Annotated in this window: 14 protein-coding genes; 2 read left to right on the top strand and 12 right to left on the bottom strand. The window is 68.8% G+C overall.

What is annotated here, in order from left to right; genetic code table 11:
- Nucleotides 1-23 precede the first annotated feature (23 nt).
- From IV501_RS08010 to IV501_RS07985, 6 genes are all read right to left on the bottom strand, one after another.
- Complete coding sequence (locus IV501_RS08010; RefSeq protein ID WP_200555954.1) at nt 24-479, bottom strand: SRPBCC family protein; 456 nt, start codon at nt 477-479, stop codon at nt 24-26.
- A 1-nt stretch (nt 480) separates the two neighbouring features.
- On the bottom strand, nt 481-1,953 hold the full coding sequence (locus tag IV501_RS08005) for a phytoene desaturase family protein (protein WP_200555953.1): 1,473 nt from the start codon (nt 1,951-1,953) through the stop codon (nt 481-483).
- On the bottom strand, nt 1,950-2,726 hold the full coding sequence (locus IV501_RS08000) for a dienelactone hydrolase family protein (protein WP_200555952.1): 777 nt from the start codon (nt 2,724-2,726) through the stop codon (nt 1,950-1,952). The genes IV501_RS08005 and IV501_RS08000 overlap by 4 nt, the downstream gene beginning before the upstream one ends.
- Before the next feature lie 25 nt (nt 2,727-2,751).
- Nucleotides 2,752-3,402 carry an alpha/beta hydrolase gene (locus IV501_RS07995; protein ID WP_200555951.1) on the bottom strand — a complete coding sequence of 217 codons (651 nt, stop codon included), beginning with the start codon at nt 3,400-3,402 and terminating at the stop codon, nt 2,752-2,754.
- Nucleotides 3,403-3,554: 152 nt separating this feature from the next.
- On the bottom strand, nt 3,555-4,703 hold the full coding sequence (locus tag IV501_RS07990; protein WP_200555950.1) for an acyl-CoA dehydrogenase family protein: 1,149 nt from the start codon (nt 4,701-4,703) through the stop codon (nt 3,555-3,557).
- Nucleotides 4,700-6,058, bottom strand: a complete 1,359-nt coding sequence (locus IV501_RS07985) for an MFS transporter (protein WP_200556182.1) — start codon at nt 6,056-6,058, stop codon at nt 4,700-4,702. The genes IV501_RS07990 and IV501_RS07985 overlap by 4 nt, the downstream gene beginning before the upstream one ends.
- Before the next feature lie 247 nt (nt 6,059-6,305).
- Between IV501_RS07985 and IV501_RS07980 the strand changes: the two genes are divergently transcribed.
- Nucleotides 6,306-7,643: an MFS transporter gene (locus IV501_RS07980; RefSeq protein WP_307812243.1), complete on the top strand. Its 1,338-nt coding sequence runs from the start codon at nt 6,306-6,308 to the stop codon at nt 7,641-7,643.
- 29 nt (nt 7,644-7,672) lie between these two features.
- Here the strand turns inward: IV501_RS07980 and IV501_RS07975 are convergent, their stop codons facing one another.
- The 5 genes from IV501_RS07975 to IV501_RS07955 form a co-directional block, all read right to left on the bottom strand.
- Nucleotides 7,673-9,895, bottom strand: coding sequence for a HelD family protein (locus IV501_RS07975; protein ID WP_234698455.1), 2,223 nt, complete (start codon nt 9,893-9,895; stop codon nt 7,673-7,675).
- 147 nt (nt 9,896-10,042) lie between these two features.
- Nucleotides 10,043-11,275, bottom strand: a complete 1,233-nt coding sequence (locus IV501_RS07970) for a PrsW family intramembrane metalloprotease (protein ID WP_200555947.1) — start codon at nt 11,273-11,275, stop codon at nt 10,043-10,045.
- Between the two features lie 151 nt (nt 11,276-11,426).
- Entirely contained in the window at nt 11,427-11,984 is a 558-nt protein-coding gene (locus IV501_RS07965; protein ID WP_200555946.1) for a hypothetical protein, read from the bottom strand.
- A gap of 62 nt (nt 11,985-12,046) precedes the next feature.
- Nucleotides 12,047-13,426: an FAD-binding oxidoreductase gene (locus tag IV501_RS07960; RefSeq protein ID WP_372430749.1), complete on the bottom strand. Its 1,380-nt coding sequence runs from the start codon at nt 13,424-13,426 to the stop codon at nt 12,047-12,049.
- 23 nt (nt 13,427-13,449) lie between these two features.
- Entirely contained in the window at nt 13,450-14,358 is a 909-nt protein-coding gene (locus IV501_RS07955; protein ID WP_200555945.1) for a ribokinase, read from the bottom strand.
- A 76-nt stretch (nt 14,359-14,434) separates the two neighbouring features.
- On the opposite strand from IV501_RS07955, the gene IV501_RS07950 reads away from it, so the two are divergent.
- Complete coding sequence (locus IV501_RS07950) at nt 14,435-15,967, top strand: DNA-3-methyladenine glycosylase 2 family protein (RefSeq protein WP_200555944.1); 1,533 nt, start codon at nt 14,435-14,437, stop codon at nt 15,965-15,967.
- A gap of 480 nt (nt 15,968-16,447) precedes the next feature.
- Here IV501_RS07950 and IV501_RS07945 read toward each other — a convergent pair whose 3' ends face one another.
- Entirely contained in the window at nt 16,448-17,806 is a 1,359-nt protein-coding gene (locus IV501_RS07945) for an HNH endonuclease signature motif containing protein (protein WP_200555943.1), read from the bottom strand.
- Nucleotides 17,807-17,994 lie beyond the last annotated feature (188 nt).

Raw genomic sequence — 17,994 nt, 5'->3', positions numbered from 1 at the left:
CAAACGTGGCAGGAGATTGGGGGTCAGCCGGCCGCGCGACCCTCGGCGAGGTAGGCGAGCCGACGGAGCGTCTCGACGTTGCGGATGTGCAGCGGCAGGTCGAGCAGCGGCCCCGGGATGAGCGTCGCCGGACCCCGCACGGCGTGCTCGACGATGCGCACCACGCTCCAGGCCTCGCCCGCCGGACCGCGACGCGGCTTGACGTCCAGCACGACCCGCGCCTCCCCGGTCGGCCAGCCCCGGGCACGAAGCTCGGCGTGCCGCGGTGCGTCCCAGGCGACGACCTCGCTGGAGTCGTCGATCACCGCCGGCCACACCCCGAACGAATGGTGCAGCTTGGCGCCGACCGCGGGCCAGTGCTCGTCGACGTCACGGATGCGCGAGGCACCGACCACCCAGCTGGGATAGAGCCAGCCGTCGGCGAGGATGCGGAAGACATCATCCGGGGGGCACTGGATCACGCGGTAGTTGGTCGACATCTCATGCTCCCCGTTCCACGCCCAGGTAGGGCATCTCGGTGATTCCGAATATGTCGCCGAGCGCAGTGCGGGCGGCGTAATACCCCGACAGGCCGTGCACTCCCGGGCCCGGGGCGGTCGAGGCACCGGTGAGGTAGACGCCCGCGGCCGGCGTGCGCCACGGAGTCGGGCTCGCGGTCGGTCGCGCGACCAGCTGGCGCATATCCACGTCGCCCGCCGCGATGTCCCCGCCGATGTAGTTGGGATTGTGCGCCTCCATGTCCACCGCGGTGCGCGATGCCGACGCCAGAATGGTGTCGCGAAAACCGGGGGCGAAGCGCTCGATCTGATGGATGACCGCCTCCGTGCGATCCTCGCTCGACCCCCGCGGCACGTGCGTGTACGCCCAGAGCACGTGCTTGCCGGCCGGCGCGCGGCTCGGGTCGAACGGTGTCGGCTGGGAGACCAGAACATACGGGCTCTCGGGATGACGACCTGCCGCGACATCCGCCTCCGCCCGCTGCATCTCGGCACGCACCCCGCCGACATGCACGGTCGCGGCCATAATCAGCCGGTCATCGCGCCATGGCACCGGAGCGGAGAGCGCGAAATCTACCTTGGCGACACCGTTGCCATAGCGGAAGCGCTCGAGTGCTCGGCGATAGCCGTGCGGCAGCCGGTCGCCGACGATGCGCGACAGCGCGCGCGGGGTCACGTCGAAGATGGCGGCGGTCGCCGGCGGGAGCTCGCCGATGGACCCGATCTCGGTGTCGGTGACGATCTCGCCGCCGTGCGCGAGCAGGTCCTCGGCCATCGCCTGCACGATCGATCGGCTTCCGCCGACCGGCACCGGCCAGCCGCGAGCGTGGGCGGTGGCCGCGAGCACGAGCCCGCCGGCCGCGGACGACAGGCTCGGCATCGGCTGCACCGGGTGTGCGAAGGCGCCGGTCAGCAGGGCCGGGGCCGCGTCGCCGCGGAACCGGGTGTTCCAGTCGATGCTCCCCTGTTCGAGCACCCGCAGACCGAGGAGCAGTGCGGCGAGCGGATGCCGGGGCGCCCCGATGATCTCGGTGCCGGCGAACTGCGCCACGTCGTCCGCCCGCGCGACCAGCGGCTCGAGCAACCGGCGCCAGGCCGGGCCGTCCACGCCGAGACCGGCGACTGTGCGATCGAGGTCGTGCCAGGCGATGGCTGCCCGACCTCCCGAGGACGGGGTATCGAGCGGCTGGGAGTAGGAGATCTCGGGGACCACGAACCGCATACGCTTGGTGAGCTCGAAGCGGCGGAAGAAGCCCGATGACAGCCCGAGCGGGTGGATGGCGGAACACACGTCGTGAAGGAAACCCGGCAGCGTGAGCTCCTCGGTGCGTGCTCCACCGCCGATGGTCGATTCCCGCTCATACAGCCGCACGGAGAGTCCGGCCCGGGCGAGGGTGACGGCGGCGGCGAGACCGTTCGGACCGGCGCCGACGACCACCGCGTCCGGCGTGCTCACGGGTGGTCCAGCGTCTCGGCCAGGAACGCGTTCGACTTTGCCCAGGCGTCCGCCGCGTCGGCCGCACGATAGGTCGACGGGTTCGTGTCGTTGAAGAAGGCATGTCCGGCGTCGTCGTAGACCGTCGCTTGGAAGTCGACCCCGGCATCCGTCATCTGCCGCCGAACCTCGGGCAGCTTGTCGATCAGCGCCGGGTCGTGCACGCCGTAGAACGCACGGATCGGTGCCGTGATCTTCGCGATGTCCTCGGGGGCCGGAGCGGTTCCGTAGAACGGGATCGCCGCCTTCACCCGCGGGTCTGCCGCGGCGAGCGCGAAGCTGTACGTGCCACCGAAGCAGAACCCGGTAACGGCGATGCGCCCCTCGACCCCCGGCTGCCGCTCGAGGTAGTCGACCGCCTTCGTCAGCGCGTCGACCGCCCAGGCGGCGTATCCCGGCGCGGACAGCGAACTGAAGGCCTCACGCAACCGCGGCTGGCCCTCGGTGCGCACCCGCTCATCCGGAGAGTTGCGGATGGCGAACAGTTCAGCGCCGACCTGGGCCTCGATGCCGATGGCGCTCAGGATGTCCGGGGCGAGAACCAGATACCCCTCGGCCGCATAGCGGTCGGCGATGTCGGTGATGTGCTCGACGAGTCCCCAGATCTCGTGGATCACGATGACGGCTCCGCGCGGAGCCCCCGAGAACTCGGCCGGGGGCTCGGCGATGTAGGCGGAAAAAGAATCTGGGAAGTCGGAGTTGCCGTCGGTCTGGATGGTGATCGTGTGTGCCATAGGCCAATCTTGCACCGCGAGGGCGTCAGATCAGGGTGGCCTCGAGAAACTCGGTAACGTCGTCGAGCTCCTCTCGCGAGATCGAGTGCCCCACGCCCGGATACTCGCGCACCACCGCTGTGCTGTGCACGGGCAACCAGGCCGCGGTGCGGTCGATCGCGTCGGGGCTGATCACGGGATCGGCGACATCCCGCCCCCAGAACACCGGCGGGCGCAGGGAGGCGAGTACAGCATCCCCCGGCAACTCCCCCGCCAGGCTGAAGCCAGACAGCACGACCCCGGCGGCGAAGCGCTCGGGCTCGGAGCGCAGGAGGTGCGTCACCATCGCACCGCCCTGAGAGAAGCCGAGAAGGCCGACCTGGCCGGTCGGCGGGAGGGAATCCAGGAAGGCGAGCACGGCATCGGTGGCCGCCGCGGCCGCCGTCGGCGCGGGCAGCCCCGGCTCGGCCGGCGGAAACCAGGAGTAACCGTCTCCGAGCGGAAGCGGAGCGCGCAGCGACACCGTGACCAGCTCGGCCGGCAGCAGTGGAGCGAGCGAGGCGAGATCGCGCTCGTTGGAGCCCCTGCCGTGCATGAGCACGAGCAGCGGACGGGAGGCGAGGGCCTGGACCCGCTGCTCCGCGGCAACCGACCAGACGGCGCCGGTAATGGTCAGGGCGGACGATCCGGGCGACATCCACTCAGCCTAAGGCGGCAGAAACGACGTCGCGGCTCCAATCCGATTCCCGGAGCGCTACGGACCCTGAGTGAGCCGAGTCGATGGTGGTGCGCCTGGGAACGCATCTCATCTCGCCGGAGGATGTGCTTACCCGATTCTCCGTCGCGGCGTCACTCCGGGCCCAACAGCGCCGTTGCGACCGTGGAGTGAGCAGAATCCTCGCTGCTCGGGTGGAAGCCCCCGGCCAGCACGTCCCGGTACAGCCGACCGATCTCGCTGGAGTTCGAGAACGCGGCGCCGCCGGCCACCGCCACAGCCTGCTCGACCACGAACCTCGCGGTGCGCGTCGCGCGCGACTTGACCCCGACGAGCGCCCGGAACCACAGGTCGCCCCGGTCGACCAACCCGTCGACGTCTCCCGCGAGCGCGTCGATCTGCGGCTGCAGCGCGTCGAGGCGAATGGCGGCCTCCGCGATCTTCCAGCGCATGTTCGGGTCTTTGTCTTTCGTCAGCCCCGTGCGTGCGGATGTCCGGCCCTGCACCGAGGAGACCGCCAGTTCGAGCGCCCTGGCCCCGATTCCCGCGTACACCGCGGCGATGAGGATCTCGAAGTTCGCGAAGATGGCGAAGATCAGTGGGTCCGCACTCGGCCCGGGGTCGAGGCGGCGCACCACGCGGTCGGCGGCGACCACCGCGCCGTCAAGGCGGGTGGTGTTGCTTTGGCTGGCGCGCATGCCGATGGTGTCCCAGTCCTCGATCACCGTGATGCCGGGGCTGTCGCGGGTGACGAAGCCATGCACCAGCTTCGGGGCATCGGCCGAGGTGCTGTCGAGCCCGAACAGGCCGAGCCGGGTCCAGACCGGCGAGAGGCTGGTGAAGACCTTGGTGCCGGTGAACGCGACGCTTCCATCGGCGAGAGGACGGGCATCCGTCGTCGATCCGAACAACACCAGATCGTTGCCGGGCTCGCTGATGGCGAAGGCGAAGATCTCGCCGGCCGCGGCCTCGGTGAGCACGAAGTCGAGCGAGCTGTCGCCGCGATCGTGCAGCGTCTTGGCGACGCCCGTCCAGACCAGGTGCATATTGATGCCGAGCGCCGTTGCCGGGGCTGCCGCCGCGAGCCGAGACTGCTCGCGGGCCAGCTCGGTGAGGCTCAGCCCCAGGCCTCCGAGGTCGGTCGGCACCAGCGCGCGCAGGTATCCGACCTCTCTCAGCTCGGCGAGGTCGTCGGCGAAGAAGGCATTCTCACGGTCGTAGTCGGCCGCCCGATCGTGGATGCGCGCGAGCAGCTGATCGCTGAGGAAAGGGGTATGCGTCACTCCCCCAGCATCCCACCGGCGACGACGGCGCGGGGCCTCCGCGTGATGGAAGCACTCACAATCGCCGCGATCACGCAGAGCCCAGCCGCGCCGAGCCAGGCCGGGGTGTAGCTGCCGTAGGCGTCACGAACGAGGCCGGCGGTGGTCGCCGCGATGGCGGCTCCGATCTGGTGGGCGGCGAAGACCCAGCCGAAGACGACCGGGCCGTCGGCGCCGAACAGTTCACGGGCCAGAGCGACCGTGGGCGGCACGGTCGCTACCCAGTCCAACCCGTAGATCACGACGAACAGCACGATGGGCGGCCGCACCGTTGCCGAGAGCAGGGACGGGAGGATCAGCAGCGATACCCCCCGGAAGCCGTAGTAGGCCACCAGCAGATAGCGCGGGTTGATGCGGTCGGTAAGCCAGCCCGACGCGATGGTACCGACGATGTCGAAGACGCCGATCACCGCGAGCAGCCCGGCAGCCGCCGTCTCCGGTAGCCCGTGGTCGGCGGCCGAGGGGATGAAGTGGGTGCCGATCAACCCGTTTGTGGTGGCCCCGCAGATGGCGAAGCCGGCCACCAACGCCCAGAAGGTGCGCACTTTCGAGGCCTTCGCCAGCACCTGAATGGCGCGCCGGGCCGCGTTCGGTCCGGTTTTCGGTGCCGTGCTTTTGTCTTGCGCCCTGCTCTCATCTGGTGCCGATCCCGGCTCGAGTAGCGCGGGTGATCCGTACGGTGTCATCCCCAGGTCGGCCGGACGGTTGCGCAGGAACAGCAGCACCAGGGGGACGACGACGAGCGCTCCGGCCGCACAGAGCAGCGACGCCTGACGCCACCCCACGTTCTGCACCAGCAGCGCGATCAGCGGCAGGAAGGCGAGCTGCCCGGTGGCACTGCCAGCGGTGAGCACGCCGACGACCAGACCGCGGTGTTTCACGAACCAGGTGTCGGCGACCGTCGCCGCGAACACCAGCGCCATCGACCCGGTGCCGAGGCCGATCAGCACTCCCCAGGTGAGCAGCAACTGCCAGGACTCGGTGACGAAGATGCTCAGCCCGCTGCCCGCCGCGATCAGCAGCAGGGCGATGCTCGTCACCCGACGCAGCCCGAAGCGCTCCATCAGCGCTGCGGCGAAGGGCGCGGTGAGCCCGAAGAACAGCAGGTTGATCGACACGGCGAGCGAGAGGATGCCGCGGCTCCAGCCGAATTCGGTCTCCAGGGGCAGCATCAGCACTCCCGGCGCCGCGCGGAACCCGGCCGCGCCGACCAAGGCGAGGAATGCGACGGCGGCAACGATCCAGGCCGGGTGGATGCGGCGCGTGCGGCGGGGTTCGGATGGGCCGGGTTCGGAAAGGCCGGGCAGAGAGGTCACCACCCGAGTATCGCGGCATCCGGACCGTCGTGAGCCACTGGTTCCTGCTTTCGCTCGCAGAACGGCATGCTGAGCTGCCTGCTCAGCGGCATGCCGGGCGGGGTGCAGAATGAGGACGGTGTCTTCTTCCCCGCCTTCACCTGCTTCCCGAGGTTCCCGGCGTGCCCCGCGTTCGCCACGCCTGCCCGACGGACTTCCGGATGACGGCTCGCTTCCCGGGGACCCCGAGCGCCAGACCGTACCGCCGATCGACACGTCATCAGCCGCTGCGTCATCGGCCGCCGCGCGTCGCGGCCCGCGCTTCGTCGATCTGAGCCCGCTGCGGGAATCCCCCGCCTTCGCCCGGCTCTGGATCGGCGGCACGATCTCGGGCATCGGCGGCCAGATGACGATCGTCGCGATCGGCCTGCACATCTACTCGATCACGAACTCCACGCTGGCGGTCTCACTCGTCGGCGCGTTCGCGCTGCTGCCGATGATCGTCTTCGGACTCTACGGCGGGATGCTCGCCGACGCCTTCGATCGCCGCCTCGTGCTGCTCATCGCGGCGATCGTGGCCTGGGGCTCCACCATCACCCTCGCTGCCCTCGCCTGGACCGGAGTGGAGACGGTCTGGCCGTTCTACCTGCTGGCGACGGTGAACGCGGTCGCGGCGACCGTCATCAGCACGGTACGGGCGGCGGTGCTGCCGCGTCTGCTTCCCGCGCGGTTGCTCCCGGCGGCATCCGCTCTCACCGGCATCGGCGCTGGCGTCATGGTCACCACGGGGCCGGCGATCGCCGGTCTTCTGGTCGCCGGCGTCGGCTTCGGCTGGACCTATACCGTGGACATCGTGCTGTTTCTCAGCGCATTCCTCGGCATCCTGTCACTGCCGAAGCTGGCCCCAGTGGGCGAGGTGCAGCGGCCCGGATTGGAGTCGCTGCGCTACGGCGCGCGGTTTTTGACAACGGCCCCGAACATCCGGATGACCTTCATCGTGGACATCATCGCGATGACCTTCGGCAACCCGCGTGCCCTGTATCCGGCGATCGGTGCTGTCGTGCTGGGCGGCGGGCCGATCACCGTAGGCATCCTCACGGCGGCCGGTGCCGTCGGTGCGCTGCTCTCGAGCCTGTTCTCGGGCGGGTTCGGTCATCAGCGCCGACAGGGGCGGTCTATCGTCCGGGCGATCATCGTCTACGGGGGGTTCATCGCCGCCCTCGGCGTGCTGTTGGCCGTCTTCACCTTCCTGCCGGGCAGGAATGTCTCAGCGTCGTTCGCTCACGCCTCGGTGCCCGCGATCGTCCTCGCCGGGCTCCTGCTCGTGGGCGCCGGGGCGGCAGACAACGTGAGCAGCATCTTCCGCCAGACCATGCTGCAGTCAGCGGTGCCCGACAATATGCGCGGCCGACTGCAGGGGGTCTTCACCATCGTCGTCACGGGCGGCCCGCGCGTCGGCGACCTGTTCGTCGGGGTCGTCGCTGTCGCGGGTGCGCTCTGGCTGCCGCCGCTGTTCGGCGGGCTGGTGATCATCGTGGCAATCGCGACCCTGGTGCGGGTGCAGCGGGGCTTCCTCGCCTACGACGCCCGGCACCCGACGCCGTAGGTCGGGCGCGGGTATCGACGGATCCGCCCTTACAGGATGCCCGGAGGCAGCTCCCCGGCGGAGACCAGATACAGACGCTGGGTCGCGCGGGTCATCGCGACGTAGAGCGCTCCGGCGCCCCGGGTCGAGGCCGCGAGGATAGCGCCGGGGTCGACCACGATGACGGCGTCGAATTCGAGCCCCTTCGCATCCTGGGGCGTGATCACCGCGACCTCGCTCGACAGCCCGTGCCCGATCTCTGCGCCGAACTCGGCGCGCAGGTCGGCGTAGACCCGGTCGGAGTCGAGCGCGATCACCGCGACGGTTCCGCCCGCCGACGGATCGGTCTGCCGGAGCGCGAGCTCCGTGCCGACCGCACCACGCACCGTCGGCACGACGGCGATCGGCCACTCGCTCGAACGCACCGCGCGCGACGGGGTGACCGGCAGGCCGTGCGCTACCGCCATCGACTCGGCCGCCTCGGCGATCTGGCTCGGCGTACGGTAGTTGACCGTGAGCTCCTCGAGCCGCCAGCGGTCGGCCTCGGGCGATCCGGCGAGCAGCGGCTGCAGGGCGTCGCGCCAGTTGGTCGAGGCGGCGGCGGATGCGGCCTGAGCGATGTCGCCCACGATGGTGAACGACCGCAGTGGTCCGCGGCGCAGCAGCAGTCGCCACTGCATCGGCGATAGCTCCTGAGCCTCATCGACCACGACGTGACCGTAGGTCCAGGAGCGATCGGCGGCGGCACGCTCCGCCGTCGTCCCGCGGTCGGCCAGCTCGGCGAAGTTGTCGGCGAGGTCCTTGGCGTTGACGAGGCCCTTGACATCCATGTTCTGAATCGCGGCTTCGGCGTTCTCGATGTCGCGCTTGCGCTGCTGCTTCTGCTCGCGCTTCTGAGCGGCGTCGACGACGTCGTACTCGCCGAGAAGCTCGGCGGCCTCATCGAGCAACGGGATGTCCGAGATGGTGAACGGCGCATCACGACCGCGGCGCAGCAAGGCCCTCTCCTCGGCGCGCCAGCGCGGCGTGAGTTCGGCCAACCACTGCGGACGGGCATAGAGGTCCTGCAGCAGTTTCTCCGGGGTGAGCGGCAGCCAGGCGGTATTCAGAGCGACCCGCACGTCTTCGGCGCTGCGCAGGTCTTCGCGCAGCATCGGCAGATCGGAGTCGTCCATCGAGTTGCCGTTGGACTTGAGCTGCGCCAGCCATTCGCGGCTCAGGGCGTTCAGCGCCTGCTTCACGAAGGTGACGCGGGCCTCGTTGTATGGCTTGCCGCTCTCGCGCGCACGGTGCATCGCGTTCTGCACCACCTGCGGATCGAGGGTGAGCCGGTCGCCGTTCACGTCGAGCACCTGCGGCTCCGCTGGCACACGCTGACGCGAGCGGACGGCACGGGCGACCAGGTCGGCCATGTCGGCACGGCCTTTGATCGCGGCGATGGCGGGGGCATCCTCGGTCGTCGCCGAGACCCCCGGGTACAGCCGGCCGAGGCTCGCGAGCACCACGCCGGTCTCCCCGAGCGAGGGAAGCACGGCCTCGATGTACTCGAGGAAGGCAGTGGACGGCCCCACGATGAGCACCCCGGAGTTGCGCAGCCGATCGCGATGCGAATAGAGCAGGTAGGCCGCGCGGTGCAGCGCGACGGCGGTCTTACCGGTGCCGGGACCACCCTGCACGACCAGCACGCCGTTGAGGTCGGAGCGGATGATGCGGTCCTGCTCGGCCTGGATCGTCGCGACGATGTCTGACATCCGCCCCGTCCGCTGGGCGGTGAGGGCCGCGAGCAGCGCGCCCTCGCCCTGCAGCTCCGCGGTGTCGCCGTCGAGAAGCGCCACATCGAAGATCTCGTCTTCGATACGGATGATGCTGCGGCCCTTCGAGATCAGGTGGCGTCTGGCGCGGGTGCCCTGCGGGTTCGCGGCCGTCGCCTGATAGAAGGCACTGGCCTGGGGAACGCGCCAGTCGAGCAGGATCGGCTGCAGGTCTTCGTCGCGCAGGCCGATGCGGCCGATGTACCGATAGGCGGAGCTCTCCTCGCCGTCGTCGGTCGAGTCTGAGAGCTCGATGCGTCCGAAGGCGAGACGCTCGTCCACGTCACGCAGCTGAACGATGCGGTCTTCGTAGATGCGGGCGAAGGTGTCACGCTCGGAGCGCCCCTGGTGGTTGCCGCCGACATCGAGCTTGCGGATGGCGGCGAGCTGCTGCTCGGCCTCCAGCTTCAGCGCATCGAGTCGCGCGTAGAGGGTCGCTACATAGCCCTGCTCGCTGCGCAATTCGTTGTTGCGCCCCGACTCAGACCCACGCTCGAGATCAGGCTCGACATCACGCTCGACCTCACGCTGTTCACTATCGACCACGAGCACTTCCCCACTGATTCCGGCTATCTATTTTAGTGACCGGACAGCGCCGCTCCCGACCAGCTACGCCGTACGCGGAACCAACACCAGCAGCGGCGGCAACGCGGCCAAGGCACGGCGGTCTGCGACGATCCTCTCGAGCAGCGCCGCTTCGTCGTGGCCGGTGCGGATGCGGTCTTTGCCCGAGATCAGCCGCTGCCGGGTGAAGGCCAGGCGGGTGGCATCCGTCACGAACCGTCGGTACTGCCTGCGGAGCCCGTGCCGGCGTGCCCACCAGACGGCTTGGCGCCGGCCGGCGCCGGTCGACAGCTGATTGACCTCGCTCGGCGTGAACCAGCCCACGGCCGCGTATTCGGCGAGGCGCTCGCGGGTGATGCGCTGCTCATGCCGACGCAGCAGCGCGACCCCGACGATGGCGAGAATGAACAGTGGCACCTGCACCGTGAAGTAGTAGCCGAACCAGTTGTCTGCCCAGTAGCCCGCGCTGTTCCAGAAGGCGTGAAGCAGCACAGCGGGAATGAGCCCGAGAACGAAGAATCCGATCGCACCAATTCGCCCCGTATGGCGCGCGGCCAGCCCGAGCAGCAGCCCCGTGCACGCGGTGAACATCACGTGCGCGAACGGCGACAGCACGGCGCGCAGCAGGAACACCGCGCCAACGGCGCCGATTCCGTTGTCGTCGAGCAGCGCGAGCCCGAAGTACTGGAGGTTCTCCGTGAAGGCGAACCCGATCGCCACGGTTGCCGCATACACGATGCCGTCAACCGGTCCGTCGAAGGTCGAACGCATCACCCAGAGCAGCAGCAGTACGCCGAAACCCTTGGCGAACTCTTCGACGATCGGCGCCTGTACTACCGTCTCGAACAGGTCTGCAGCGGGCGATCCGCTAAGCCCGTGCTGGGCCTCGTACGCCTGCGTCAGGCCAGAGAACACCAGGGCGATGAAGACGGATGCCGCCGCACCCCAGAGAAACGCGAACAGGAGGGCGCCCCGCGGCTCCGGCTCCCAGCGATCGATCCAGCGGATGCCGAGCAGCACGGCAGCGAGCGGGACCGCCGCGAGAATCGCGGCGTAGAGCAGGGCCGTCGGCCCGAGCACCAGAAAAAGGTAGAGCACCACCACGACGAGAATCGCCGAGAGCAGCACGAATCCGATCACCGTGAGAGCGATCGTGAGGCCGCCGCGACGGGGCGGGCTGGTGACCAGGACCTGGCGCGGGTCTTCGGCGACCGGCTCGGTCGCGGCGGCGACCTGCTGCACGGTTCGGGATTGCCCCGCGCTGAACTGCCCGGTCATTTCTGCTCCTGTTCGCCATAGATCTGCAGCGCGCGACCGACGCGGTCACTGAGCCAGGGGCTCCGTGATCGCGAAAGTCACCTCCGAAACCTACCGGCGAACGGGCGAACGGTCGAACGGTCGGACGGTCGGACGGGCGAACGGGCGAGGGTCAGATGGCCAGCGGGTCGTCGGCGTCGCTGTAGGCGCGGTCGTACTCGATCAGCGAGTCGTCGGTGGGGATTCCGCCGACAATGGTCACCACGGCGAGCGCCACGGTGAGCCCAGCGAAGGCGAGGAGCGTGAGGCGACGCTCGGCGCCGAAGGTGGCCTCGATCTGGGCCGAGAATTCGGCGGGGATGCCGTGGGGCGCGCTCGCGATCAGCCGACCCCAATCGATGAGCAGCTGCTCTGCCTCGGTGACCTGCGGGCTGACCGGGTCGTCTCCCGCATCGACCAGGATCTTGCGAAAGTACGGCGCCAGCACTCTGGAGCCGGCGGCGTCGGAGATCGCGTAGGCGAACAGGGTGACCGCACGCTCGCCGATCCACGGCGCGATCTCATCCCGCAACGAGAACCACTGCTCGTAGGCACGAAAGCTCGCGAGGTTGCCGAGCAACGCGCCGCGAAGGTTGGAGTATTCGCCGCCGTGCAGTTCGAGCTCGCGATCGAGTGCGGCCCTGGCGTGTGGTCGCAGGTCGTCACGGGGAGTGATCGGCAGAAAGCTCATGCCTCCAGCCTAGAAGTCTGCGGCGCGCGGCGGGTGATCCGCCGTAGCACGGGGACTCAGACTCAGCCCTTGCCCGGATTCAGGATGCCCAGCGGGTCGAACACCGCACGGATCTGATCCTGCAGCGCAACCTGATCTGCGCCGAGCTCATCGGCCAGCCAGCGCCGCTTGAGGATGCCGATTCCGTGCTCACCCGACAGCGTCCCACCGAGCGCCAGGGCAACGCGGAACATATCGTCCGCCGCCCGCCAGATGATCTCGGGCACCTCGCCAGCCGGACCCGGTGTGTACACGAAATTCGGATGCAGGTTGCCGTCCCCGGCATGGGCGACCGTGGGAATCGGGATGCCGTACCGTTCCTCGATCTCGACGATGGCTGCGAACATCGCCGGCAGAGCACTACGGGGCACCGCGATGTCCTCGATCAGCACGGAACCTTCGGCTTCAAGCGCCGGATGGAAGGCCCGGCGTATCGCGAACAACTCCTCGCCCGCGGCCGCATCGTGCGTGATGTCGGCGTCGCCGCCCAGTCCGGTGATGATTCGGAGAGCGGATGCCGCTTCCGCCTCGCTCGCTGCGCCATCCGTCTGCACCAGCAGCAGGGTTTCGCCCCGCCCGGCCAGGTTCACCCCGAGGAACCGGTCGATCGAGTGCAGCGATCGCGAATCCAGGAGCTCCATCGCCGCGGGCCGAATGGCAGCGGCGGTGATCGCGGCGGAGGCCGAAGCCGCAGTCGTCACGTCGGGGAAGTAGGCGGCGATGGTTGCGACGGCGCCGGTGCGAAGCGGGCGGAGCTTGACGGTGGCCTCGACGATCACGCCCAGGGTTCCCTCCGAGCCGATGACGAGGGCGGTGAGGTCGAGCCCGGTGACACCCTTCACGCTGCGGTGCCCGAGGTGCAGCATCCGCCCATCGGCGAGCACGAGCTTGAGGCCCAGCACCGCTTCGCGCGTGACGCCGTACTTAGCGCACAGCAGCCCTCCCGCGTTGGTGGCGATGTTGCCGCCGACCGTGGAGATCGCTTTGCTGGCCGGGTCGGGCACGAACCAGAGACCGAGCGCCGCGAGTTCGGCGTTGAGGTCGGCATTGATGATGCCGGGTTCGACCACGGCGAGTTCGTCGGCTACCGAGACCTCGAGGATACGATTCATCGCCAGCGTCGACAGCACGAGCTGCCCAGCGCTCGCGACCGCTCCGCCGGCGAGACCGGTGCCCGCGCCACGAGGCACCACCGGCAGCTGGAACTCGGTGGCGATGCGCATCGTCGCCTGTACATCGGCGATGCTGCGGGCAGTGACCAGGGCAAGCGGCAGGCTGTGCGAATCGTGCCCGGATTTATCGGCGGTGAGCGGCGCCAGATCGATCTGGTCCACGCTCAGGGCGTCGCCGAGCGCGGTTCGCAGCGCCCCGAGAGCGGCGGCATGCTCGGGGGTGTCCATCATCGGACGTCCAAAGGTGGCCTCGGTCACGCGCGGGCCTCCTCGATTGCGGCGCGCACCGGTATCGACGGCACCGCGCCCAGAGCCTGCACCGACAGTGCGGCGGCATGGGTAGCGAATTCCGCCGCATCCCCATACGCGGCGCCATCGGAGATCGCTGCCGCAAAGGCGCCGCAGAATGTGTCGCCGGCACCGGTCGTATCGACCGCCGCCACCCGCGGCGCAGCGACGCGCCCCACCTCCGCGCCGTCTTCGTAGAGGGCGCATCCCGCAGCCCCCAGCGTCACGATCACCCGCGGCACCAGTGCCGCCAGGGTCGCGGAGGCCGTGGCCAGATCGTCGGACGCCCCGATCAGGCAGGCTTCGTGTTCATTGACGATCAGCACATCGAGGTCGGCCAGCAGTTGCGCAGGGAGTGCGTGTGCGGGCGCTGCGTTGAGCATCACCGTGGCACGCGCCGCGTGTGCGACCGCCGCGGCTTCACGCACCGTGTCGAGTGGGATTTCGAGTTGCATAAGCAACACGCCGGTGCTCTGCAGACAGGCACGGTCGGAGTCGGTGAGGGCGGTGACATCCGCGTTGGCGCCGGGCGACACGACGATCGCGTTCTCGGCGTTGGCGTCCACCATGATGAAGGCCTGTCCGGTGGCCCTGGTACTCCGGCGCAGCAGGGACGTGTCGATCTGATCGTCGGTCAGAGTGGCGAGGAGTTCCTCGCCGAATTCGTCGTGCCCGACCGCCCCGATGAATGTGGTCGGCGCTCCGGCTCGTGCGGCGGCGACGGTCTGGTTGAGCCCTTTGCCACCCGGGTAGCGCGCGGCCGATGATGCCAGCAGTGTCTCGCCCGGCCCCGGAATGCGCTCGACGCCGTACACGATGTCGATGTTCGCGCTACCGACGATGGTGACGCCCGAGCCCGGGGAGCTGGAGTTCATCGCATCAGGCTACCTCTCGCACTGTCGTGTCCGATTCCCGCTGATGGCTGTCGGTGGAGCGTGTGAGAGTGGAGGCATGAGCGCCCCGTCCCCCGCCATCGACAGCTCCGATTCCGGTTTTGCCGAGCGCTATCGTGCGATGTCGTCGCGCGATGTCCGCTTCGACGGGCAGTTCATCACGGGGGTGCACTCCACGGGAATCTACTGTCGCCCCAGTTGCCCGGCGATGACACCGAAACCGCAGAACATCACCTTTTATCGCACCGCCGCGGCAGCGCACGAGGCCGGTCTACGTGCCTGCAAACGCTGCCTTCCGGATGCCGTGCCCGGTTCGCCGGAATGGAACCTCCGGGATGATCTGGCCTCCCGCGCGATGCGACTGATCGTCGATGGCACCGTCGAGCGCGAGGGCGTGCCCGGGCTTGCGCAGCGTCTCGGCTACACCAGTCGCCACCTGGGTCGGGTGCTGACCGCCGAACTCGGCGCCGGACCGCTCGCTCTCGCGCGAGCCCACCGTGCACAAACGGCGCGGAGCCTGCTCGTGGGCACGGATCTCCCCATCGCCGATGTCGCGTTCGCGTCGGGTTTCTCCAGTGTCCGTCAGTTCAACGAGACCGTGCGGTCGGTATACGAGACGACGCCGTCAGCGCTGCGTGCCCGACACGCTCGACGGATGCCGACGGCGGACGCCACCACGGACTACGCCAGCGCGGACGCCACCACCCCGGACGCCACCACGGTTCGTCTGCGCCTGCCGGTGCGGCCGCCGTTCGATGGCACTGGCGTCATGCGCTTCCTGGCCGACCACGCACTGGTCGGTATCGAATCAGGCGACGACTCCTCGTTCCGTCGCCTCATCCGTCTGCCCGGAGGGATCGCCGAGATAGAGCTGCGCCTTGACGCGAACGACTCTTGCACCGCAGTCGCAGGCACTGCGACCGCGAGCATTGCCGTCGACTGCGTGCTGAAGTTGGGCTCGCTCGCCGACCTCGGCACGGCGATTGTGCGGGTGCGTCGCCTGCTGGATCTCGATGCAGACTCCGTCTCGATCGACGAGGCTCTGAGTCGCGACGCCGTGCTCGCTCCCCTGGTCGCCGCCCGACCCGGCATCCGTTTGCCCGGCACCCTCGACCCCGCTGAGGCGCTGTTCCGCACGATGATCGGTCAGCAGATCTCTGTCGCCGCCGCTCGCACGGTGCTGGGGCGGGTCGCGGCCGATCTGGCCGAGACACCGGGTCTGTTTCCGACGGCGGAACAGTTCGCCGAACGCGGCCGCGAAGTCGTGCGTGGGCCGGCATCTCGAGTAGCGAGCATCGTCGGCGTGGCGGAGGCGCTCGCTTCGGGAGAACTGCGGCTCGATGTCGGAATGCCCGCCGACGAGCTGACCGCCCGTCTGGTCGCCATGCCCGGCATCGGTCCGTGGACCGCCGGATATCTCGCTATGCGCGTGCTCGGCAATCCCGACACCCTGCTCACCACCGATCTGGTGATGCTGCAGAGCGCCACCAAGCTCGGTCTGCCAGGTACGGCTCGCGGACTCGCCGAGCACGGCGCACGCTGGGCCCCATGGCGCAGCTACGCCGGCCTTCACCTCTGGGCGGCCCGCTGACACACCAGGCGGATTGCAGCGGACACACCGCGCGGGCCCCTCCGAGGGACCGCCGCGACGATCCCTTTTGCATCAGGCGAATTCAAGCCTTCTGTCGTCCCCTTAGTCGTCTTCTTAGTCGTCTTCTTAGTCGTCTTCTTAGTCGTTCTACCTCTCCCTCTCCGCTCCCCTCGCTGTCTGCGTCTCCATCTCGCTCTCGCTCCCCATCCCTTTATTTGTCTGCGTCTCCATCTCGCTTTCGCTCTCCATCCCCTTCCCCACCTCCCACTCCGTTTCCGTGTGGGTGTGGGTGTCTGCGTCAGCGTCAGCGTCAGCGTCAGGTGTCAGCGTCAGCGTCAGCGTCAGCGTCAGCGTCAGCGTCAGTGTCCACGTCCACGTCCACGTCCACGTCCACGTCCGTGTCAGTGTCAGTGTCCGTGCCCGTGTCCGTGCCCGTCATCGTGAACGTCATCGTTGCCGTTCACACCCTGTCGTGCTCCTTCATCCTGACCACGCCAGGTTGACGAGCTTTCCTCCTCGTCGGGGTGTTTGGTCGGGGTCGATCCAGGGTGGCGGGATGAAATACGGCACCCGGTCGCGCATGACGATCTCCCAGCTGTCGTCGTGGATGCGGTGGTGGTGGAACGAGCACAACGGGATCCCGTTGTCCAGATCCGTTACCCCACCACTGCACCACCACTGGAGGTGGTGGGCTTCGGTGTAGCTGGGTGGGTGTGCGCAGGCCGGGAACGCGCACCCGCCATACCGTTCAGCCAACGCCTGGCGTTGGGCGGGACTGAACAGTCGCCGCGACCTACCCAGATCCAGGACTTCCCCGGCACCGCCAAGGACTACGGGGATGATGTTGGCATCTGCGGCAAGACGGCGGGCTGTGGTGGCGGAGATCCCGGCATCGATCCCGTCGATCTGGGCGGTGCCGAGCCCGGTGATCAATTGGTCGAGGCTCATCCGCACGATCACCGTCACCAGCGGACCGCCACCACCCCCACCAGCACCGCACGTGCAGTTGACCGCTCGCCGGAATAGGTCTTCGGCGGCATCGGCGCGGCGGTGCGGCATGGTCCGGTCATCACTGTCGACGAACCCGGTGTCGCCCAATGCGGCCGGTGCCGCGTCGCGGGCAGCCCGCAACTGCTCACCCACGAGCTGATCTATCCCGGCTCGCACTAGCCCTGCGGTTTCGGGTGGCATCACCCAGACCAGGCGCACCATCCCATCCGATTGAGTCACCCACGACAGTGCTCGCCGCTGCCTCCGGATCACATCCCGGGATTCGGCACCGTCCTCATCCAGACGGTCCCGCACCTGCCGGGCCACCCCGTGCACCTGCTTCACCGTCAACCCGGGCGCATGCTCCACCAGCAGTCGCTCACCGGCAAGCCTGGCCTCGGCCGAGCAGAATGGGGCGGCCAGGTCCAGTTCCCGCACGATCACCACAGCCGCCTCCACCCCCACCGACCCGGCGGCGATCGCCTCGCCCACAGCCGGGTATCGGGCCGGCAATAGCGAGCCGTCCAAGGCGGTCCGTTGCCGCGTTGCCAGACCCACCTCACACAGCCTGGTTGCTTCGGCGACGCTGATCTGCCACAGCTCGGCCAGATAGGAGCCGGGACGGGCATGTCCGGCCCGGCGCGCCATAGCCTCGCCGCCGCGGTGGGCAGCCGACAGGTCAGCAAGTTCTCCCGCAACTGCAACCCGCAGCGCATCGATGCGGCGCTGCACCGCCGCCAGCTCCCCGATCAACTGCAACAGCATGCCGGGTTGGTCGACGATCGTGTCGTCCCACGCCTGCGCCAGGGCCGCGAGATGGGCGGCCAATGCGTCGGTGGAGACCTTCATGACCCGATTGTTGCAGCGACCACCGACATTCGAAGGAGTACGAATAATGCTGACCAGACCCTGTTTATAACCCACCATGCCGGGCTACCTGTGGAGGAGAAGAGGGCCACCCTTCGACACGCTCAGGGACCGAAATGCTGACAAGCTCAGGGACCGTGGCGGCGCACCAGAAGACACGCTCAGGACCG

The sequence above is a fragment of the Lacisediminihabitans changchengi genome, assembly GCF_016634425.1.
Classification (GTDB): domain Bacteria; phylum Actinomycetota; class Actinomycetes; order Actinomycetales; family Microbacteriaceae; genus Lacisediminihabitans; species Lacisediminihabitans changchengi.
Note: the sequence above shows the minus strand (reverse complement) of the source record. Positions and strands in the feature narration are given on the sequence as shown.